Here is a 19,754-nt window from a genome sequence, read left to right on the forward strand (position 1 = left end):
AGCGGACGCGCGAGTGACGACACTCCTGCGTCCAGAAATAAAAAGGCCAGCCTGAAAGTATAGCAGTGCGGGCACCAGGCCGCAGACGGCGGTGGACGCGCAGGTACAATGCGGCCCCATGGAATCCTTCGATATCGCGGTAATCGGCGCAGGCGCGGCCGGCATGATGTGCGCGGCCGTGGCCGGGCAACTCGGCCGGCGCGTGGTGCTGATCGACCACTCGCAACGTCTCGCGGAAAAAATCCGCATCTCCGGTGGCGGCCGCTGCAACTTCACGAACCTGTACGCCGGGCCGGCCAATTACCTGTCGGCCAATCCGCATTTTTGCCGCTCCGCGCTCGCGCGCTACACGCCGCGCGATTTCATGGCGTTGCTCAAGCGCCATCACGTGACGTGGCACGAGAAGCACAAGGGGCAACTGTTTTGCGACCAGTCGAGCGACGCGGTCATCGACGTGCTGAAGAGCGAGTGCGACGCGGGGCGCGTCGCATGGCGCGCGCCGTTGTCGGTGGAAGGCGTGCGGCAGGACGCACAGGGCCGGTACACGCTGGATACGCTGTCGGGCCCGATCACCACGCGCGCGCTCGTGATCGCGACCGGCGGGCTGTCGATCCCAAAGATTGGCGCCACCGATTTCGCCTATCGGCTTGCCAAACAGTTCGGTCACAAATTGATCGACACGCGTCCCGCGCTCGTTCCGCTGACCTTCGCCGCCGCCGACTGGGAGCCGTTCTCGGCGCTCTCTGGCGTGTCGCTCGAAGTGCAACTGGCGACCGGTAACAGGAAGACCGGCGCCGAATTTACCGAGGATCTGCTGCTCACGCACCGTGGCCTGTCGGGTCCGGGCGTGCTGCAAATCTCCAGCTACTGGCAACCCGGCGAGCCGATTCACATCAACCTGCTGGCGGAGCGCGACGCGACGACCGCGCTGCTCGAAGCGAAAACCGGCACGAAGCGCCAGATCGCCAATCTGCTATCCGAATGGGTGCCCCAGAGGCTCGCCCACGTCTGGCTGGAAACCCACCAGATTCCTGCCGAAGCCCGCGTGGCCGATCTGCCGGACAAGACCTTGCGGCGCATCGGTGAGGCTTTGTCGCGCTGGACGCTCACCCCGAACGGCACCGAAGGCTATCGCAAGGCCGAGGTGACGCGCGGCGGCGTCGACACGCGAGACCTGTCGTCAACGACGATGATGAGTGCGAAGGCGCCGGGGCTGTACTTCATCGGCGAGGCGGTCGACGTGACCGGCTGGCTCGGTGGCTACAACTTCCAGTGGGCGTGGGCCTCGGGCGTGGCGGCCGGCCAGGCGGCCGCGGAGTACGTCCAGGGGGCTTGACGGCGCATTAGCTTTGTGAGAAAGCTCTGCTATACTCCTGAACCTTTACAAAGTTCCGTTATTGAAAAATGACGACCATCCGCGTAAAAGACAACGAGCCGTTTGAAGTCGCCATGCGCCGTTTCAAACGCACCATGGAGAAGAACGGCTTGCTGACGGAACTTCGCGCTCGCGAGTTTTACGAAAAGCCTACGGCTGAACGCAAGCGCAAGAAGGCCGCCGCGGTGAAGCGTCATTTCAAGCGTCTGCGTGGCCAGATGCTGCCAAAGAAGTTCTACTGATTCTGGCGTTGCCGCGGTTCCGGTCAAACGGAGCGGCGACATCCACCCGGTGAGGGCACGCGAGGTGCCATCACGGAAAACACGGTCCATCGGGCCAGCCGGCAGGGTCGCATCCACTACGCACATTGCGCCAACCCGCTTGAGGAAGCAGTCCCCAAGCGGGTATTCGTGTTGATGCAGTTGACCCGGCCGCTTTTTCAACTTTCAACGCATTCAGGTGAATGATGAGTCTCAAGGACCGGATCAACGACGATATGAAAGCAGCCATGCGGGCGCGCGAGACCGAGCGTCTCGGCACGATCCGCCTGCTGCTCGCCGCCATCAAGCAGCGCGAAGTCGACGAGCGCGTCACGCTCGACGATGCCGCGATCACCACGGTCGTCGACAAGATGATCAAGCAGCGCAAGGATTCGATCAGCCAGTTCGAGGCCGCCGGCCGCACGGATCTGGTCGACAAGGAAAAGGCCGAGCTGGCAATTCTGTCCGCCTACATGCCGGAGCAGATGTCCGAAGCGGAAATCGTTGCCGAAGTCCAGGCCGCGGTCGCGCAAACCGGTGCGGCCGGCCCGCAGGACATGGGCAAAGTGATGGGCGTGCTCAAGCCGAAGCTGGCCGGCCGCGCCGACATGACCGCGGTGTCGGCGCAAGTCAAAGCCGCGCTCGCGAAGTAATTTGAGTTTGTCCGGCCTGCGCGCGCCGTCGTCCGACGCCGCGCGCAGCGTTGAGCTTTTTAGGCAGCGTCATTTACTGTGATTCCACCGTCATTCCTGCAGGACCTGCTCAACCGCGTCGATATCGTCGACGTGGTCGGCCGGTATGTGCAGTTGAAAAAGGGCGGCGCGAATTTCATGGGGTTGTGCCCGTTTCACAACGAGAAAAGCCCTTCGTTTACGGTTAGTCCGACTAAACAGTTCTATCACTGCTTCGGCTGCGGCGCGCATGGGACGGCCATCGGCTTCCTGATGGAGCACGTGGGCTCCTCGTTCCCGGAGGCGGTCAACGACCTCGCGCAATCGGTGGGCTTGACGGTGCCGAACGAGCCGTCGCCGGGATATGGCGCAGGCGGCTCCGGCGGCTACGCGCCGGCGGCGTCCAAAGCCGTCACCACGGCGCTTTCCGATGTCATGCACACCGCTTGCGACTTCTACCGCAAGCAGTTGCGCGGCGCGCCGGGCGCGATCCAGTACCTGAAAAAACGCGGCTTGACCGGCGAGATCGCCGCACGCTTCGGTTTGGGCTATGCGCCGGACGGCTGGCAGAATCTCGAAGCGGCCTTCCCCAATTATCGCGACGACGCGCTGGTGGAATCGGGCCTTGTGATCGTCAGCGAAAAATCCGACGCACAGGGGCAGAACCGTCGCTACGACCGCTTTCGCGAGCGGATCATGTTCCCGATACGCAACGTGAAGGGGCAGGTGATCGGCTTCGGCGGCCGTGTTCTGGACGGCGGCGAGCCGAAATATTTGAATTCGCCCGAAACGCCTCTATTTAACAAGGGCAGCGAGCTGTATGGGCTGTTCGAAGCGCGTCTGGCGATTCGCGAACAGCACTACGTGCTGGTGGTGGAAGGCTATATGGACGTGGTCGCGCTGGCCCAATTGGGGTTTCAGAACGCGGTCGCCACGCTCGGCACGGCTTGCACGCCGGTTCATGTGCAGAAGCTGATGCGCCAGACCGATACGGTTATCTTCAGTTTCGACGGCGATTCGGCAGGGCGGCGCGCCGCTCGCCGGGCGCTGGACGCCTGCCTCCCGCATGCGGCGGACAACCGGACGATCCGCTTCCTGTTTCTGCCGTCCGAGCATGATCCGGATAGCTATGTGCGCGAATTCGGCACCGAGGCGTTCGCCGAACAGGTCGAGCGCGCGATGCCGCTCTCGCAGTTCATGCTCAACGAAGTGCTGACGGGCAAGGAGCTGGATCAGCCGGAAGGCCGGGCGCGTGCGCTGTTCGACGCCAAACCGTTGCTGCAGGCCCTGCCGGCCAACGCGTTGCGCGCGCAGATCATGCATATGTTCGCCGACCGGCTCGACGTGCCGTTCGACGAGGTGGCGGCCCTCTGCGAGGTCGACTCCCGGATCGCGGCTGCGGCGCGCCTCGCGCCGGCCCGTAAGGACCGGCGCAGCGTGACCGGGATCGAAGAAAAGACGCTGCGCAATCTCGTGATGTATCCGCGCACGGTGGCGGTGCTCGACGAGGACGCCGAGCAGGCGCTGCTGAGCGTGACCCGGCACGGCGAACTGTTCGAGGAAGTGACGACGCACGCACGTGCGCTGGGCGATTCGGCGGAGTTTCAGTTGTTGTCCGACCTATTGCGAAACGGCGCAAACGCCCCAACTTTCGAGGAAATCTTTCGCAAAATTCTAGACTATGATGAAAATGTCCGGGATTTGCTGCTGAAAGACCCTCAGGACGCGACCGTCGTCGAGGAGCGGCGCGAGCAGGAACGGATCGTGGGCGAGGAACTGAAAGCGGCGATCCTGAAGATGCGGTACGACGCGTATTGCGACCGTCTCGAGCAGCTTTCGCGGCAATCCCGGCATACGCCGGAGGAGTTTGCGGAGCTTTCGGAATTGAATCGGAAACGGGCCGACATGAAGCGTCAGCTAGGTCTGTGAGGGAGAGAGCGGAAACCTTGGGTGGTATAATCAAAGGTTTCTAGCGGTTTGTTTTTCAAGGGTTTTCCTAGCAAAGGCGAAAAGGCGATGCGATGGCAAAGACTACAGGCGGAAATCAGGCGGCAACCGGTACACGCTCCAAAGAGCCGACCAGAAAGGTCACCGAGGCCAAGTTAGTTTCTTCCGCCAGAAAAACGTCTGCTGTCAGTGTTGCACCGGCTGCCGGGAAGAAATCCTCGGCCGCTTCCGCTGCACGAGCGGATTCGGTCAGGGGGGCGAAAGCTGTACCGGCTGCCAGCCAGCCGGGTGTCAGAAGCGCAAGGGAAGCGGCTGCCGCGCAGGACGATGCGGTAGTGCGCGAGACTTCAGTATCCACGGTTCTACCGGCTGTTGTCCACCAGCCGCGAGTCGAGACTACAGCCGGTACGGCGAACTCCATGACGAAAAAGCTGAACGAAGTACCCGTCGATGACGATGCAACCCAGACCGAAGAAACCCCTGCCGCCGCACCGGGCAAGGTGGAAAAGGTCAAGGCTCGCGACCGTCGTGCCAAGGAAAAAGCGCTTCTGAAAGATGCATTCGCGTCGTCGCAGCCTGGCACGGTGGAGGAGCTCGAGGAACGCCGCTCCAAGCTGCGCGCGCTGATCAAGCTCGGCAAGGAACGCGGCTTCCTCACGTACGCGGAAATCAACGACCACCTCCCGGACAACTTCACCGAGACCGAGGCGATCGAAGGCATCATCAGCACGTTCAACGACATGGGCGTGGCGGTCTACGAGCAGGCCCCCGACGCTGAAACGCTGCTGCTGAACGACAACGCGCCCGCCGCTTCGTCCGACGACGAAGTGGAAGAGGAAGCGGAAGTCGCGCTGTCCACCGTCGACTCCGAATTTGGCCGCACCACGGACCCCGTGCGCATGTACATGCGCGAAATGGGTACTGTCGAGCTGCTCACGCGTGAAGGCGAAATCGAAATCGCGAAGCGGATCGAGGACGGTCTGAAGCATATGGTGATGGCCATCTCCGCGTGCCCGACCACGATCGCCGACATCCTCGCGATGGCCGAGCGCGTGGCGAATGAAGAGATTCGTATCGACGAACTGGTCGACGGCCTGATCGACGCCAACGCGGAAGATGCCGACGGCTTCTCCGCGCAGGAGGCGGAAGCGATCGAGAGCGAAGACGAGGAAGCCGAGGAAGAAAGCGACGAGGACGAGGAAGAAGACGACGGCACCGCGCAAGCCACGGCCAACGCGGCGCAGATGGAAGCGCTCAAGCGTGCGTCGCTCGAAAAATTCGCGATGATCAGCGAATGGTTCGACAAGATGCGCCGCGCGTTCGAGAAGGAAGGCTACAAGTCCAAGTCGTACCTGAAGGCGCAGGAAACGATCCAGAACGAACTGATGACGATCCGCTTCACCGCGCGTACGGTCGAGCGTCTGTGCGACACGTTGCGCGCGCAAGTGGATGAAGTGCGTCAGGTCGAGCGTCAGATCCTGCACACGGTGGTCGACAAGTGCGGCATGCCGCGTGCGGAATTCATCGCGCGTTTCCCGGGCAGCGAAACGGATCTCGAGTGGGCGGACAAGATCGTCGGCGAAGGTCACGCGTATAGCGCGATCCTCACGCGTAACATTCCGGCGATCCGCGAACAGCAGCAACGTCTGCTGGATCTGCAGGCGCGTGTCGTGCTGCCGCTGAAGGACCTGAAGGAAACCAACCGCCAGATGGCGGCCGGCGAACTGAAGGCGCGGCAGGCGAAGCGTGAAATGACCGAGGCGAATCTGCGTCTCGTGATCTCGATTGCGAAGAAGTACACGAACCGTGGTTTGCAGTTCCTCGACCTGATTCAGGAAGGCAACATTGGCCTGATGAAGGCTGTGGACAAGTTCGAATACCGTCGCGGCTACAAGTTCTCCACGTATGCGACGTGGTGGATTCGCCAGGCCATTACGCGTTCGATCGCCGACCAGGCGCGTACGATCCGGATTCCGGTCCACATGATCGAAACGATCAACAAGATGAACCGTATCTCGCGTCAGATTCTGCAGGAAACCGGCCTCGAACCGGATCCGGCGACGCTGGCCGAGAAGATGGAAATGCCGGAAGACAAGATCCGCAAGATCATGAAGATCGCGAAGGAGCCGATCTCGATGGAAACGCCGATCGGTGACGACGACGATTCGCATCTGGGCGACTTCATCGAGGATAACAACACGGTCGCGCCGGCCGACGCCGCACTGCATGCCAGCATGCGCGACGTCGTGAAGGACGTGCTCGACTCGCTGACGCCGCGCGAAGCGAAAGTGCTGCGCATGCGTTTCGGTATCGAGATGAGCACCGATCACACGCTCGAAGAAGTCGGCAAGCAGTTCGACGTGACGCGTGAGCGGATCCGTCAGATCGAAGCCAAGGCGTTGCGCAAGCTGCGTCACCCGAGTCGCTCGGACAAGCTGAAGTCATTCCTCGAAGGGAATTGATCGAAGCAGGCGTTGGCGGCAGATAATGTTGTGCTTGAAGGGGCCTCCCGATTGTTTCGCTTAGGCGAAGCCGTTGCGGAGGTCCCTTTTTCGTGTAGTATGTCGGCCAATCAGCGAATGGGCCCGGCCTTCAAGACCGGGTCTTTTTCTTGGGCTGGACGCCGTGTTGGTTGCAGGCAGTGGACTCATAATCCACCGGAGAAATCCCACCGTGGGTTCGAATCCCACCCGGCCCACCAAAGCTTGAAGAAAGGGTTCCGAGTTTTCGGGACCCTTTTTGTTTGGCGCGAGGCGCGATGATTGAAGCGCTCTGGCGATTGAGGCTTGCGCCGCGTTATTGATTCCATTTGACGGATTTCGAGCCGAATCTCGGTGCCGCGCAAAGTGTGTTCGTCATTCGGTCTGGCGAACTCGCTAAAGCGCTTTCACCTTCGTCTCGTGTGTTCGAACAGGTTTGATAAATGGGCCAATCGTAGTAGGTCCGATCAATAGCGTCTTTTTCTTCCAGTACACGCCGTTAAAAATCCCTTTCTTGCCTTGGCGGTCTACCGTACAGCCACCCGCGCGCGATGCCGGCAATCTCGCTGTAGTCGGTCCGAATTTCGTTCCGCGGGCGTGGCACGTCGCTTGCTGCAGGTCGGCTTCCACGTGATATCAATATAACGAGAATCATCATCCGATCCGACCACACCGCTACCGACCTGGCCCCGGCTCAACCGCCGCTAGCCATGCCACTCGACGACACCGGGGCCAACGCGCCGCGACGACACGTCAGCGCGTTGGCGCGCGTTACCTTCTGCTTCGCCTGGCTGTTTGGATTGGAGCCGTTCCTGGCAGGACCCGCTGACGCGGAGTCGCCCCCGAAGAAGCTCGAGCATCATTAACCCACGCCAGCACGCCGTTCGCCGCGCATTGTGCGAAACGTCGTCGTGCTTCGGCGTTGAAACTTTCGTTGCGAGCCGAAGCAATTTTTGCAGTTTGCATTGACGAGCGTGGGATTGTGCTGCGCCGGGCAAGAGGAAGCGCAAGCCAATGAGCCCATTCGGGTGCCGTGGGAAATGCTGGCTAAGGCTCTAGTTCGCCGGGAATTAGGGAAACTCCGCGTCAAAAAGGGAGTGGCCTGTCCGTTAAAAGACTAGGGAAGGCCGTTAGATGTTTGCCGTCCGCTTTCAGCACGGGTTTTGTCACGCGGCGGCCGGCGCCGCAGTTCACCTCCGGGCAACGCCTGTGCTGAAGGCATCCCCTTTTGTATGCGCTCCGGCAGAAGAACCGCCTGCGATGGATGAGCGCTCGACGCAGCGAGAATCGATGAAACCGCCTGAGGGCGGTTTTTTTTCATTCGATCGGCAGGGCGGCCCAAGCAAGCGTAGCCAGCCAATCCCACCATTCTTGAACGAACAATTCACGCAACTGATGAAATGAATAATCACCAATTAACAGGGCTAATTGATTAGCCAAAAGGAGACAGCATTAACGCCATTAAGTTCCCGGTTTTGTAAAATAAATTTACATCCGCCGCCGAAATCCGCTTCATTCAATTGCCTTATTTTCAGGCACTCCCCAGCTTCAATCATTAATCGTTCCGACCCGATTACGTCAGGCGTATTAAAACGTGTTGCATATGCACAACTTCGAATATTGAGAGGTTGCAAATAACTTCTGGCCAGAGCAGATATGCGCCTCCGCATATCTTGCGATAAACGCATGTAAAACAATGACTTAATGCCGTGGCCGCCGACATTGTTGCGGATTCTGAAAAATCCTGTTGTGTAAATTGCTCGCGCCGCTACTAGGGTGTCCCCCTACACTCACGCTTCGTTTGAAGGGTGCCCGGCTGATCTAACCAGTTCGGCCAAAAGGGCGGCAGCACAGGCGATGCATGCGCTGCCGAGGCAGGTCCCGCTCCCCGCGTAAATTTATCGAACTTGGAGTCCCACATGAAAAAGAGTCTCATCGTCGTTGCGGTTGCCGCATCGTTCGCATCCGTCGCTCACGCACAAAGCAGCGTGACCCTGTATGGTCTGTTGGACGCCGGTCTGACGTACACCAGCAACGTTGACCACAACTCCAAGTGGGCAGCAGGCAGCGGCGGCATCAACCAAAGCATGTTCGGTCTGCGCGGTTCGGAAGACCTGGGCAACGGTCTGAAGGCAATCTTCACGTTGGAAAGCGGCTTTAACGTCAACAACGGCCGTTTCGCTAACAACAACGGCATGTTCAACCGTCAGGCATTCGTCGGCCTGTCGAGCGCGCAATTCGGTACGGTTACCCTGGGCCGTCAATACGACGCAGCTCAAGACTACCTGGCACCGCTGACCGCAACGGGCAGCTGGGGCGGTACGTACTTCGCGCACCCGTTCAACAACGACAACCTGAACACGAACGGCGGCCTGTCGGTCAACAACTCGATCAAGTACTCGAGCGCTAACTACGCTGGCTTCACGTTCGGCGGCACGTACGGCTTCTCGAACCAGGCTGGCCAATTCGCGAACAACCGCCAGTACAGCCTTGGTGCTGCATACCAGTGGCAAGGCCTGCACCTGGGCGCTGCTTACGCACAGCAGAACAACCCGGGCGCAACGAACGCAGCAGGCACGGCAAGCAACGGCGGCGCTTCGGACGGCGTCGTGGCAAACACGGTTGGCCCGATCCAGGGTCAGTTCCGTCAACGTCAATTCGGCGCAGCAGCTTCGTACGCATTCGGCCCGGCAACGGTCGGTGCTGCGTTCACGCAGTCGCGTATCGACAACCTCGTTGGTGCAGCAGCCGGCCAGCGTCAAGGTCGTTCGAACAACTACGAAGTCAACGCCAAGTACAACGTGACCCCGGCTCTGGGCCTGGGCGTTGCATACACGTTCACCGACGCACGTGGCTACGGTGAAAACGTTGACGGCAACGACATGAAGACCCGTTACCACCAGATCGGCCTGCAAGCTGACTACTCGCTGTCGCGTCGTACGGACGTCTACGCTCAAGCCGTGTACCAGCACGCAATGGGCGACGGCGGTGTCGCTTCGATCTACAGCGGCGACAACACGGTTCCGACGTCGTCGTCGAAGAACCAGACGGCTGCTACGGTCGGTCTGCGTCACCGCTTCTAAGCTTCAGCTGAAGCTGCCTGTAGTACAGAAAGGTGCCGTTCGCGGCACCTTTTTTTATGCGCGCGGCAATTCGAATGCCACGCGCCTCGCGGGGTCCTCGCGGGCCCCGCCGCCTCTTTAGAAAATCGTGCGCAGACCGAGTGCAACGCCGGTCTGATTGCTGCGGCCCGGCAGTTCGACCGAGGCGGCACCCGACACCTTGTCGAAAAGACCACGGCCTTCACCGCGCCATTGGCCCTTTGGCGCAATAACATATTGTGCTTTCCGGCGATTGCACCGACGGGTCTGACAAGAATTAACTTTCGCGAATGCAGGCTTCGGTTAATCTCAAAATAACTGATTAATAGACCCATTTTCGCGGCGATGCCGGCAGGTGTGCTGTCTGCGCGCGTTGACTTCATGAATACAATCCCTGCGAATCCAGCGGTTCATTGGCCGGCTTTTCAGGAACTGACCGATGAGCAGTGGCAGCGTATCGCGCCGCTGCTGCCTGAAATGCTCGATCACGGACCTCGGCGCGGACGTCCGAACATAGACATCCGCCGGGTGCTGAATAGTGTGATGTGGGTGCTGCATACGCGAGAGCCGTGGAGCGCGATGCCCGAGGCTTATGTGCCGTATCAGACCGCTCATCGCTATTACCTGCGCTGGAAGAGGGCAGGCGTGCTGAACGCCGTGGCGTTGGCGCTGTTCAAGACCGAAGCGATTCTGGAGCGGCGCGTCGTACGCAAGAGCGACGCAGACGCCAGTTAGATCGTTCACGATCGGGCATTCGCTGCGCGGCGATAAGCAGAAGCCGTCATATGGGCAACCAGTGACGGCTTTTTTGTCGGCCGCGCAACGAGCGCGCCATTGCGATGCCACCCCTAGATCTGCTCCCGGCCGAACGCGCTGAGGCGTTCGAGATCGAGCACGTCGATCTGGTTATACGAGAGGCGCAGTATTTGCAGCCGTTCGAGGTTTTGCAACGCCTGATTGATCCGCTGGCGCGACACGCCCGCCAGCAGGCCTACCTCTTCCTGCGAAATGGCGAGCGTGCGGCCCGTCTCGGGATACAGGTCCGGGTTGAATAACTGCGCGAGCGACTGCGCGACGCGCGCATCCACATCGAGCAACCGGCTGTTCTGAATTGACGCGATGAATTCGCCCATGCGGTTGTTCAGTTGCCGGATCACGAAGCCGGTGAACGGCAGGCTCGACTCCAGCAGCGCATGAAAGGTCGCGGACGGCACGAACATGACGAGCGAAGGTTGGATCGCTGCCACGTCGTATTTGCGCAATTCCCGCTTGATCACGCTGCCTTCGCCGAACCAGCCGCCGGGTGGCACCCCCGACAGCGTGCAACTGCGTCCTGACGCGTTGTAGATGGCGAGCTTGATCAGGCCGGAATGCACGCCGATCCAGTAGTCCGACGGCTCCTGGCGGCGCGCGATCCATGCTCCGCCGTCCAGATGCCCGGCGTGCGAAGTGGCGAGGACCATCGCCTGGTGCTCGCCAGCGAGCGCCCGAAACCACGTGCAGCTGGCGAACAGCCCTGCCAGATCGGCGCGCGCCACCCGCTCCGGCCGGTGCGGACGGGCATCTGCGAGGGCGGTGAGCGGGGCGTCGGTCATAAACGGGTTAAGCGCGTCGGCAGCAGAAGTCGGTTCGGGAAAGTCTCGGGCGCACTACTCTGTCATTTGGATGACAGACAGTTCACCATGGCACTTGCTAGGCTAGCTCATCAATCAGAATAATCGACGGCGCGGCCCGCGCCTCAGGAGACGATGCAATGAAGCACATGTTCGAAGAAGGCCTCGAGCAACGCGAGGCCAACTATGTCCCGCTGACGCCCATCGATTTCATCGTGCGCGCAGCGGAAGTCTACGGTGAGCGGCTCGCGGTCGTCCATGGGGAGATTCGCCGCACGTGGCGTGAGACTTACGAGCGCGCGCGGCGCCTGGCCAGCGCGCTGCGGCAGGCCGGTATCGAACGCGGCGATACGGTCGCCGTGTTGCTGCCCAACATCCCGCCGATGGTGGAAGCGCACTTCGGCGTGCCGATGGCGGGCGCCGTGCTCAACACGCTCAATACGCGGCTCGACGTGTCGTCGCTATTGTTCATGCTGCGCCACGGCGAGGCCCGGGCGTTGATCGTCGACACGGAGTACGGCGAGTTCGCACGCCGTGCGGCGCTGGAATTCCCCGCGTTGCGGGTGATCAGCGTGGCCGACGCGATGCCCGCCGATGCCGCGCAATTCGTCCGCGCGACGGACTACGAAGCGTTCCTGCAAGCCGGCGACCCGGTTTTCGCCTGGACTCAGCCGGCCGACGAATGGGACGCCATCGCGCTGAACTACACCTCGGGCACGACCGGCGATCCGAAAGGCGTGGTCTACCACCACCGCGGCGCGTATCTGAACGCGCTCAGCAATATTCTCGAATGGGACATGCCGAAGCACGCGGTCTACCTGTGGACCTTGCCGATGTTCCACTGCAACGGCTGGTGTTTTCCGTGGACCGTCGCCGCGCGGGCGGGCGTCAATGTCTGCTTGCGCAAATTCGATGCGAAGACGGTGTTCGACCTGATTCGCCGCGAAGGCATCAGCTACTATTGCGGCGCGCCGATCGTGCAGAGCGCGCTCGCCAATGCGCCGGCCGAATGGCGCGAGGGAATTGCGCATCGCGTCTCGACGATGGTGGCGGGCGCGGCGCCCGCGCCCGCGGTGATCGCGAAGATGAAGGAGATCGGCTTCGATCTGACGCACGTGTACGGGCTGACTGAAACCTATGGGCCCGCCGCGGTCTGTGCGAAGCAGGAAGCGTGGGAAACGCTCGACGACAGCGCCCGTGCCGAGCTGAACGCGCGGCAGGGCGTGCGCTATCACCTGCAGGCCGCTGTCACCGTGCTCGATCCGGACACGCTCGCGCCGGTTCCCGACGACGGCGAAACGCTCGGCGAGATCATGTTTCGCGGCAACATCTGCATGAAGGGTTATCTCAAGAACGAGCGCGCAACCGAGGCGACCTTCCGCGGTGGCTGGTTCCATACCGGCGATCTCGGCGTGCGGATGCCCGACGGTTATATCCGCATTCGCGACCGCAGCAAGGACATCATCATCTCAGGCGGCGAGAACATCTCTAGCATTGAGGTCGAGGACACGCTGTATCGTCACCCGGCGGTATCGGTCGCCGCCGTGGTGGCGATGGCCGACCCGAAGTGGGGGGAGGTGCCGTGCGCGTTCGTCGAACTCAAGGAGGGCGCTCAGGCAACCGAAGAGGAGATCATCGCGCACTGCCGATTGTTTCTGGCCGGCTACAAGCTGCCGAAAGCAGTGCGCTTCGGCGAATTGCCGAAGACGTCGACGGGAAAAATTCAGAAGTTCGAACTGCGTGCGCGGGTCAAGGCGGAGCGCGGCGAATAGCGCGCTGTTTGAGCAACGGCGTGCCGGCGCGCGCGATTATCGCTACCGGCGCTACGGATACTGAGGGCGCTGGATCGCGCCCGCAAGACATGCGCTCTCAGCACGTCACCGTGCAGCGTAGCCGTGCGCTCAACCGCGCGTGTCGACCCAATGATGCGCCCAGCGTGCCGAGTGCTGCAGAGCCTGTTCTTCGCTCGTGAAGTAGTCGAGAGAATAGAACTGGTAGCGCCCGTCGGTACGTGCGCTGTCGGCGCGTTCGAGCAACAGGTTGGATGAAAAACTGCCGTCGGGCAAACGATGCGCCGAGGGTTGGACGGCATAGCCGTTGTAATGATGAATATGTTTGCTTTGCATTTTATATTTTAATGATGTTCGAGTGCGCGCCGGCCGTACGAACCCGTGATACGAGTTACGCGGACGAGCTGATTCAAGCCATTGCGAGCCGAATCCTGACGCAGTCGGGGTGCGAAAAATGGGCGTTGAAGCCGGAGGGGAGAATGAGGTGCAACGAGGCGTTTGGCGCTTAGGCAAGCTGCTCGAAATCGAATGCAGCTAAAAGCGATCGCGCCAACTGTGGGAGACAAAAGCTCCGCGAGGATATCGCTGCAGCCCGATGTCCGTTGCCGGACACCGAGCCCTTCAAACTTACAGCGGCTTGATGTTAGCCGCTTGCAGACCCTTCGGGCCTTGCTTCGTTTCGAAGCTCACTTTCTGATTTTCAGCCAGCGTCTTGAAGCCGTCGCTGCGAATTTCCGAGAAGTGTGCGAACAGGTCGTCGCCGCCCTTGTCCGGGGTGATGAAGCCAAAGCCTTTGCTGTCATTGAACCACTTAACGATACCGGTATCCATGAAGAATCCTTGAGGAAAAAATTGAAGAATTTGCTCTGTTGAAGAGCGCGTGAAGCGTCAAGGAGGGAGAGGACAACGAATACCGCTGAGGGAGCGAGACATTGATGAACAGCAATCGAACTTCTTGAACTTCGGGTGCCACATTAACCGCGCAGACGTGTCAGCGTCAACACATAACTTGTAACTGTTTTGCGAGGTGCGCTAAATCGCCGTCACGTGGCGGCTGCCGATAGGGTCCCGGTGGCGCGCATGCCGCGCCCATCAACGCGGCATGCCATTCGGGAGTTCGAATGGGCGGCGGCGCTTTCAGATGCCCACTTTGTGTGCATTCAGAATCAGGCGCAATCCCAGCGCGGCCACCGCGGTCGCGGCAATGCGATCGATCCAGGCCTTCCATTGCAGATAGATTTCGCGCGGCCGTTTGCTCGAAAAACACAACGCGACGATCGTGTACCAGCCGGCCTCGATCGCGAAGATCGCAGGCGGCAGCGCAAAGTAGCACCATAGCGGCGGATGCTGCGGAAGCAGCGCCGCGAAGATACTGCCGTAGTAGACGGCCGTTTTCGGATTACTCAGTTGCGTGCTCAAGCCGATCCAGAAAGATTTACGCGGATTGCCGGAGGCGGCTTGCGCCGCATCGAACGCGAGCGGCCTGGCCGCACCGCGCCAGATTTTCGACGCTAGATAGATCAGGTAGATGCCGCCGGCAACCTTCAGGCCGACGTAAAGCCATTCGACCGTGGCGAGCAACGTGTAGAGGCCGAGCAACGCGATGCCGCTGAAAAACACGCCACCAATGCCCATGCCGAGCGCCGTCGCGAGACCGTCGCCGCGTGACAGCCCGATCGCATTGCGAGCGACGATGACGAAGCTCGGTCCCGGGCTCATGGCGCCTAGCAGCAGCGCGGCGAGAATGGTGAGGATGGCGGTTGAGGCGGGCATTGTCGTGTCTCCTGCGCGGGGTGTTAATTGATGAAACATAGCATGACACAGCCCGGTTCGTTCCTGAATAGGCGGCTATTGCAGTGTCCACGGATAGCGCAATAAAGGAATGAGAAATGGAAAAGCCCCACTCGCATACGAGTACCGCGTTGCGGCAAACAGAATAAATTGGATGCTAGAATCGGCTGCCATACGCTGAAGCTCCCTCGACATCACGGGCGAGGCACGAGCGCAATTCGAGCCGCTTGCCTGCAAATTCTCCTTACTCCAAGATTTAAAGGCATGATTTCCCGATGCGGTTTTGACGCATCGTGACATTGGTGTGAATTCGAATTGCACGCTATCCATCTGAATCACACATAGACTTCGCATTGTTTTGCGGAATCCTTTCTGTGCAACGCGAGCATGATTAGCTGCGACATCGATACGTTATGAAAGAGCGAGAAGAACAACGGCTGTTCGACCTCGATGGGAACGCGCGCGAGCGTCTGATCGAGTGGATCCTCCGTCGCATGGATGATTACGGCATTACGATGGAAGCGCTCACCGACTCGCTCGAAGCCGACGCGAACGCGGTTCGCGCAGTGCTGTATCGCGACGCCTTTGGCAATACGTGGGACGGTCACGGCGATAAACCGGACTGGCTTGCACGCGCGATTTACGCCGGGCAGAACATCGATCATTTCCGCTGCTAACCGAATTTTTGCCGCACGCACCTCGTCTGTTCATCGGGCGGCGTGCGCCTTGGCCGTTGATCGCATCGGCTATTAGCTTTAACATCGGGCGGGTCGTTGCCGACTCCGTGACCATTCCATTCGGGCTCACGCGGCACAGAACTGGAAGCTTCATGCCGTACGGTCGTCGAATTTTTTCATCTGCATCTCCCTCTCATTGTTTCCTTGCGTGTCTGCGCTACGGCGTGGTGTTCGGTCTGTTGTGGCTGAATATCGGCTGGTCGTTCGGTGCGGCCTCTGAAGCGACTAAGCATTCCGCAGCTCGCATGAACCGGCAAGTTGCGCCGTCCGTGCCGCACGCGTCCAAGGCGAAAATCCGAAATTCCGGTAAGGCGAAAAAGCCCCCCACCGGCAAGGGCCGGCGTCGCGTCGCGCGCAAGCGCAAGCACGTGACGAGCGCCGGGCAGCCCGTGCACATCGGCAAGCTCACATCCAAACCTCGCCGGCAGGCCGCGCGCAATACGAAGGGGACTCGCCACGCGATGCGCTCCGTGGCGCCGGCGGCTCGGCACAGCGACCGGCATCCGTCGGCGTCGCGCGCGTCAGCGCAGGCCGGGCCGCGGCTCCTCGCTCGCTGCGGCTATACGCCCCGCTCGCGCGCATTGCTTCGCGCGCGAGCCGTCTACGTCGTCGACGAACGAACGCATACCGTGCTCACCGAAAAGCAGGCCGACCAGGTCATGCCGATTGCTTCGGTATCCAAACTGATGACCGCGGTCGTCTCGCTCGATGCAAAGCATGCGCTGAGCAAGCCGCTCAACGTCACGGTGCAGGATCAGGATTTCGACAAGTTCACGGGCTCGCGCCTGAGCGTCGGTTCCAGGCTGTCACGCGACGACATGCTGCACATTGCACTAATGTCGTCGGAGAACCGGGCGGCGGCCGCACTCAGCCGCGATTACGCGGGCGGCCGGCCGGGCTTTGTCGCGGCGATGAACGCAAAGGCCCGCGCGCTCGGCATGTGGCATACGTCGTTCGTCAATGGCACGGGGCTGTCGCCGCAGAATGTCTCGACCGCACGCGACTTGTCGCGGCTGGTCGAGGCGGCCAGCCGCTATCCGCTGATCCGCGCGTATTCGACCGATCGCGCGCAAATCGTTTTTCCCGGCGGCGGCCGGGCACAACTGAGTTATCACAACTCCAATGCGCTGGTACGGGGCGGAGACCGGTCGATCGTCTTGCAGAAGACCGGCTTCATCAACGAGGCGGGGCACTGCGTCGTCGTGCGAATGATGGTGCATGGCCGGCCCATCGACATCGTCGTGCTGGGCGCGCCGGGCGCGCACGATCATATTGCCGACGTGATCAGAATCGGCCACTGGCTGCGCTGCTCGCTGCACTGAGCCGTCTTTCGGCAAACGCAGAACAAAAAAAAGCCCGCGCGAGGCGGGCTGAACTACTTGGAGTTTCGCGATCCAGTCGCTGGACGGATCACGTTCAGTGTATGTGAAAGCTATCTGAAAGTGTTAAATGTGCGCTTCACAGGCTGCTTCACAGGCCGCTTCACATGCTGCTTCGCAGCTCACTTTACAGGTCGAAAAACACGGTTTCCTTGTCGCCCTGCATGTGAATGTCGAAGCGGTACACGTTCGCCGTATTCGGTTCGCGACGCGCGATCAGCGTACCGCGCCGGTCGGCCGGAACTGCAGCCAGCACCGCATCGCGTTCATTCGCCTGCGCTTCGTCTTCGAAATAGATACGCGTGAACGTGTGCAGCAGCATGCCGCGCATCGTCAGGATCACATTCACGTGCGGCGCTTCATCGGGGTTCGCGCGGCCCGGCTTCACCGTTTCCACGAAAAAGCGCTTGTGCGGATCCGTACCCGTGCCGACGCGTGCAAAGCCGCGAAAGCCGGTCTTCTGGACTTCCTCACGCGATTCCGGATAGTGGCCGTTCGAGTCCACTTGCGACATCTCGACCATCGCATCGCCGATCACCTTGCCGTCACCGTCGAACACCTGGCCGATGATCGTGATGTGCTCCCCGGCCGCTTCGCGGTCGGCCAGAACGTGCGTGAACAGGCTCTTGAAATCGAAGTCGTATTGTTGCGGGCAAAGACCGTAGGCGAAATAAGGTCCAACGGTTTGCGAAGGCGTTTGCTTCAGAGTGGTCATGGCTTAGCGCTCCATCGGGGTTTCGTTCGGGCCGCGCAGTACGATGTCGAAATCGTAGCCGAGTGCATAGGCCTCTTGCGTCGTGTCGAGCGAGAAGCTCGAGATCATGCGTTCGCGGGCGTGCTCCGGCGTGCCCTGGTAAATCGGGTCGAAGGCCAGCAGCGGATCGCCGGGGAAGTACATCTGCGTCACGAGACGCGAGCCGAAGTGGTTGCCGAACAGCGAGAAGTGGATGTGCTGGGGGCGCCATGCATTCGGATGATTGCCCCACGGATACGCGCCGGGCTTGATCGTCAGGAAGCGGTAGCGGCCTTCGTTGTCGGTAATGCAGCGACCTGAGCCGAGGAAGTTCGGGTCGAGCGGCGCGTCGTGCTGATCGGCCTTGTGCACATAACGGCCGGCTGCGTTGGCTTGCCAGATTTCGACCAGCGTATTGCGCACCGGGCGGCCGCCTTCGTCGAGCACCCGCCCCGTCACGATGATGCGCTCGCCGAGCGGTTCGCCGTTGCGCACCGCGTTGCGCGTCAGATCGTGATCGAGCGCGCCGAGGTCGTCCATGCCGTAGACCGGCACGCGCTGGTCGCGCAGCCGTTCCTTGAGCGGAATCAGCTGACGCGTCGGGCCACGCTTGGTCGACGAACCATAGTTGGAATAGGTGTACGGGGGATGGGACGCGAAATCGCGCGGGGTAAGAAAGGAATCTTCCATGAGTGTCTCCTTCGAGGGATTGTGGGATACGACGTTATGGAGGGACTTTATCCAACCCGAGCGGTTATGCAAAATGACGTTTTCGCCCTTTTCGTATAACCTTACGTTATGCAACGCAGTCTCGCGGATAGCCGCGTCAAATTCCGTCATCTGCAGTGTTTTCTGGCCGTCGCCCAGTTCGGCAGCGTCCAGCGGGCCGCCGACAGCCTGTCGATCACCCAGCCCGCGGTCTCCAAAACGGTTGCCGAACTCGAAACCCTTCTCGGCGTGAAGCTGTTCGAGCGCGGCCGCCACGGTGCTGTGCCGACCCGTGAGGGGCAACTCTTCATGCCGCACGCGAGCGCGTGCGTCAGCGCGCTGCGCCAGGGCGTCGACCTGCTGGCGCGCGCCGAAGGCGCCGCGGCGGCGACGCTGGAGATCGGCATTCTGCCGACCGTCGCGGCGGCGCTGATCCCGCCGGTGCTGAAACGGTTCGCGGCGCTCTGGCCGCGCGTGATCGTGCGTCTTGCCAACGGTGCGAACCCGGAATTGCTCGAGCGCCTGAAAGCGGGCACGATCGAATTTGCCATCGGGCGCCTCGCCGATCCCGAGCGCATGGTCGGCCTCAGTTTCGAGCAGTTGTTCACCGAGCCGCTGGTGGCGGTGGTGCGGGCGGGGCATCCGCTGGCGCTGGGTCCGGGTTTGCCGGCGACGTCGCTGGAAGATTTTCCGGTGGTGCTGCCGCCGTTCGGCACACTGATCCGGCAATCGGCGGACAGTCTGCTGATCGCGTGGGGCGTGCAGCCGCTGTCGGCGTTCGTCGAAGTGCTGTCGGTCTCGACGGGCCGCGCGTTGACGCTCGAGAATGACGCCGTGTGGTTCGTGCCGCTGAGCGCGGTGGAATACGAGCTGGCGCACGGCATGCTGGCGCGTTTGCCGCTGCCGTTCGCGGGCACCGGCGAGCCGGTCGGCCTGATCCGGCGCTCGGACACGCAGCCGTCGCCGGTGGCGCGGGCGTTCATCGACGCGGTGCGCGAGGTCGCGCAGCAGCGGATGGCGGCGGCCGCTTCAGATAAGCCCGTGCGCAAACGTAGCCGACGCAAGGCATCGGCGGCTTGATGCGAACGGCACGATTCCGTGCGATGGGGGCGACCGGTCGGAGCAGTGAGAAGAGCACAAACGGCGGCGCCACCGGCTCGGTGCAAGGA

Annotated in this window: 17 protein-coding genes and 1 tRNA gene; 12 read left to right on the forward strand and 6 right to left on the reverse strand. The window is 61.2% G+C overall.

The features are described 5' to 3' along the window. Positions 1-118 precede the first annotated feature (118 nt). The 8 genes from ACZ9H4_RS27895 to ACZ9H4_RS27930 all read left to right on the forward strand — a co-directional run bounded on the left by ACZ9H4_RS27895 (position 119) and on the right by ACZ9H4_RS27930 (position 10,569). The gene (locus ACZ9H4_RS27895; RefSeq protein ID WP_408146890.1) at positions 119-1,336 is read left to right on the forward strand and encodes a BaiN/RdsA family NAD(P)/FAD-dependent oxidoreductase; all 1,218 of its coding nucleotides are present in this window, start codon (positions 119-121) and stop codon (positions 1,334-1,336) included. 68 nt (positions 1,337-1,404) lie between these two features. After that, positions 1,405-1,617 carry a 30S ribosomal protein S21 gene (gene rpsU / locus ACZ9H4_RS27900; RefSeq protein ID WP_028196180.1) on the forward strand — a complete coding sequence of 71 codons (213 nt, stop codon included), beginning with the start codon at positions 1,405-1,407 and terminating at the stop codon, positions 1,615-1,617. Positions 1,618-1,841: 224 nt separating this feature from the next. After that, a complete protein-coding gene (locus ACZ9H4_RS27905; RefSeq protein WP_476121952.1) occupies positions 1,842-2,288 on the forward strand; it encodes a GatB/YqeY domain-containing protein in 447 nt (148 codons plus the stop codon). 78 nt (positions 2,289-2,366) lie between these two features. Then, the gene (gene dnaG, locus ACZ9H4_RS27910) at positions 2,367-4,235 is read left to right on the forward strand and encodes a DNA primase (protein ID WP_476121905.1); all 1,869 of its coding nucleotides are present in this window, start codon (positions 2,367-2,369) and stop codon (positions 4,233-4,235) included. A gap of 92 nt (positions 4,236-4,327) precedes the next feature. Then, positions 4,328-6,715: an RNA polymerase sigma factor RpoD gene (gene rpoD, locus ACZ9H4_RS27915; RefSeq protein ID WP_476121907.1), complete on the forward strand. Its 2,388-nt coding sequence runs from the start codon at positions 4,328-4,330 to the stop codon at positions 6,713-6,715. A 151-nt stretch (positions 6,716-6,866) separates the two neighbouring features. After that, positions 6,867-6,954 (forward strand) — tRNA-Ile (locus tag ACZ9H4_RS27920). A 1,698-nt stretch (positions 6,955-8,652) separates the two neighbouring features. Further along, the gene (locus ACZ9H4_RS27925) at positions 8,653-9,816 is read left to right on the forward strand and encodes a porin (RefSeq protein WP_408146896.1); all 1,164 of its coding nucleotides are present in this window, start codon (positions 8,653-8,655) and stop codon (positions 9,814-9,816) included. 399 nt (positions 9,817-10,215) lie between these two features. Further along, positions 10,216-10,569 (forward strand): transposase, encoded by a 354-nt coding sequence (locus tag ACZ9H4_RS27930; protein WP_408155675.1) that lies wholly within the window; start codon positions 10,216-10,218, stop codon positions 10,567-10,569. A 113-nt stretch (positions 10,570-10,682) separates the two neighbouring features. On the opposite strand, the gene ACZ9H4_RS27935 is transcribed toward ACZ9H4_RS27930, so the two are convergent. Further along, complete coding sequence (locus tag ACZ9H4_RS27935; RefSeq protein ID WP_476121910.1) at positions 10,683-11,429, reverse strand: Crp/Fnr family transcriptional regulator; 747 nt, start codon at positions 11,427-11,429, stop codon at positions 10,683-10,685. A 158-nt stretch (positions 11,430-11,587) separates the two neighbouring features. On the opposite strand from ACZ9H4_RS27935, the gene ACZ9H4_RS27940 reads away from it, so the two are divergent. Further along, positions 11,588-13,219, forward strand: coding sequence for an acyl-CoA synthetase (locus tag ACZ9H4_RS27940; protein WP_476121912.1), 1,632 nt, complete (start codon positions 11,588-11,590; stop codon positions 13,217-13,219). 129 nt (positions 13,220-13,348) lie between these two features. On the opposite strand, the gene ACZ9H4_RS27945 is transcribed toward ACZ9H4_RS27940, so the two are convergent. The 3 genes from ACZ9H4_RS27945 to ACZ9H4_RS27955 form a co-directional block, all read right to left on the reverse strand. Next, positions 13,349-13,573: a hypothetical protein gene (locus ACZ9H4_RS27945; protein WP_408146905.1), complete on the reverse strand. Its 225-nt coding sequence runs from the start codon at positions 13,571-13,573 to the stop codon at positions 13,349-13,351. Between the two features lie 291 nt (positions 13,574-13,864). Continuing rightward, on the reverse strand, positions 13,865-14,068 hold the full coding sequence (locus ACZ9H4_RS27950; protein ID WP_121320308.1) for a cold-shock protein: 204 nt from the start codon (positions 14,066-14,068) through the stop codon (positions 13,865-13,867). Positions 14,069-14,374: 306 nt separating this feature from the next. Beyond that, positions 14,375-15,010 (reverse strand): LysE family translocator, encoded by a 636-nt coding sequence (locus ACZ9H4_RS27955; protein ID WP_408146908.1) that lies wholly within the window; start codon positions 15,008-15,010, stop codon positions 14,375-14,377. A gap of 431 nt (positions 15,011-15,441) precedes the next feature. On the opposite strand from ACZ9H4_RS27955, the gene ACZ9H4_RS27960 reads away from it, so the two are divergent. Then, complete coding sequence (locus ACZ9H4_RS27960; RefSeq protein WP_408327631.1) at positions 15,442-15,705, forward strand: H-NS family nucleoid-associated regulatory protein; 264 nt, start codon at positions 15,442-15,444, stop codon at positions 15,703-15,705. A gap of 152 nt (positions 15,706-15,857) precedes the next feature. Then, on the forward strand, positions 15,858-17,087 hold the full coding sequence (locus ACZ9H4_RS27965) for a serine hydrolase (RefSeq protein WP_476121915.1): 1,230 nt from the start codon (positions 15,858-15,860) through the stop codon (positions 17,085-17,087). Positions 17,088-17,271: 184 nt separating this feature from the next. On the opposite strand, the gene pcaG is transcribed toward ACZ9H4_RS27965, so the two are convergent. Both pcaG and pcaH read right to left on the reverse strand, forming a co-directional pair. Continuing rightward, a complete protein-coding gene (pcaG, locus tag ACZ9H4_RS27970) occupies positions 17,272-17,859 on the reverse strand; it encodes a protocatechuate 3,4-dioxygenase subunit alpha (RefSeq protein WP_408146914.1) in 588 nt (195 codons plus the stop codon). A 3-nt stretch (positions 17,860-17,862) separates the two neighbouring features. Further along, positions 17,863-18,567, reverse strand: a complete 705-nt coding sequence (gene pcaH, locus ACZ9H4_RS27975; protein ID WP_476121917.1) for a protocatechuate 3,4-dioxygenase subunit beta — start codon at positions 18,565-18,567, stop codon at positions 17,863-17,865. A 108-nt stretch (positions 18,568-18,675) separates the two neighbouring features. On the opposite strand from pcaH, the gene pcaQ reads away from it, so the two are divergent. Next, complete coding sequence (gene pcaQ, locus ACZ9H4_RS27980; protein ID WP_408146918.1) at positions 18,676-19,665, forward strand: pca operon transcription factor PcaQ; 990 nt, start codon at positions 18,676-18,678, stop codon at positions 19,663-19,665. Positions 19,666-19,754 lie beyond the last annotated feature (89 nt).

The organism is Paraburkholderia sp. TE9906, assembly GCF_056279605.1.

Bases quoted from the DNA above. Each gene is read 5' to 3' on its own strand.
- rpoD (WP_476121907.1), top strand. From the start codon at position 4,328: ATGGCAAAGACTACAGGCGGAAATCAGGCGGCAACCGGTACACGCTCC.
- ACZ9H4_RS27955 (WP_408146908.1), bottom strand. From the start codon at position 15,010: ATGCCCGCCTCAACCGCCATCCTCACCATTCTCGCCGCGCTGCTGCTA.
- ACZ9H4_RS27935 (WP_476121910.1), bottom strand. From the start codon at position 11,429: ATGACCGACGCCCCGCTCACCGCCCTCGCAGATGCCCGTCCGCACCGG.
- ACZ9H4_RS27960 (WP_408327631.1), top strand. From the start codon at position 15,442: ATGAAAGAGCGAGAAGAACAACGGCTGTTCGACCTCGATGGGAACGCG.
- ACZ9H4_RS27905 (WP_476121952.1), top strand. From the start codon at position 1,842: ATGAGTCTCAAGGACCGGATCAACGACGATATGAAAGCAGCCATGCGG.
- pcaH (WP_476121917.1), bottom strand. From the start codon at position 18,567: ATGGAAGATTCCTTTCTTACCCCGCGCGATTTCGCGTCCCATCCCCCG.
- ACZ9H4_RS27895 (WP_408146890.1), top strand. From the start codon at position 119: ATGGAATCCTTCGATATCGCGGTAATCGGCGCAGGCGCGGCCGGCATG.
- rpsU (WP_028196180.1), top strand. From the start codon at position 1,405: ATGACGACCATCCGCGTAAAAGACAACGAGCCGTTTGAAGTCGCCATG.
- ACZ9H4_RS27930 (WP_408155675.1), top strand. From the start codon at position 10,216: ATGAATACAATCCCTGCGAATCCAGCGGTTCATTGGCCGGCTTTTCAG.
- ACZ9H4_RS27925 (WP_408146896.1), top strand. From the start codon at position 8,653: ATGAAAAAGAGTCTCATCGTCGTTGCGGTTGCCGCATCGTTCGCATCC.
- pcaQ (WP_408146918.1), top strand. From the start codon at position 18,676: ATGCAACGCAGTCTCGCGGATAGCCGCGTCAAATTCCGTCATCTGCAG.
- pcaG (WP_408146914.1), bottom strand. From the start codon at position 17,859: ATGACCACTCTGAAGCAAACGCCTTCGCAAACCGTTGGACCTTATTTC.
- ACZ9H4_RS27945 (WP_408146905.1), bottom strand. From the start codon at position 13,573: ATGCAAAGCAAACATATTCATCATTACAACGGCTATGCCGTCCAACCC.
- ACZ9H4_RS27950 (WP_121320308.1), bottom strand. From the start codon at position 14,068: ATGGATACCGGTATCGTTAAGTGGTTCAATGACAGCAAAGGCTTTGGC.
- ACZ9H4_RS27965 (WP_476121915.1), top strand. From the start codon at position 15,858: ATGCCGTACGGTCGTCGAATTTTTTCATCTGCATCTCCCTCTCATTGT.
- ACZ9H4_RS27940 (WP_476121912.1), top strand. From the start codon at position 11,588: ATGAAGCACATGTTCGAAGAAGGCCTCGAGCAACGCGAGGCCAACTAT.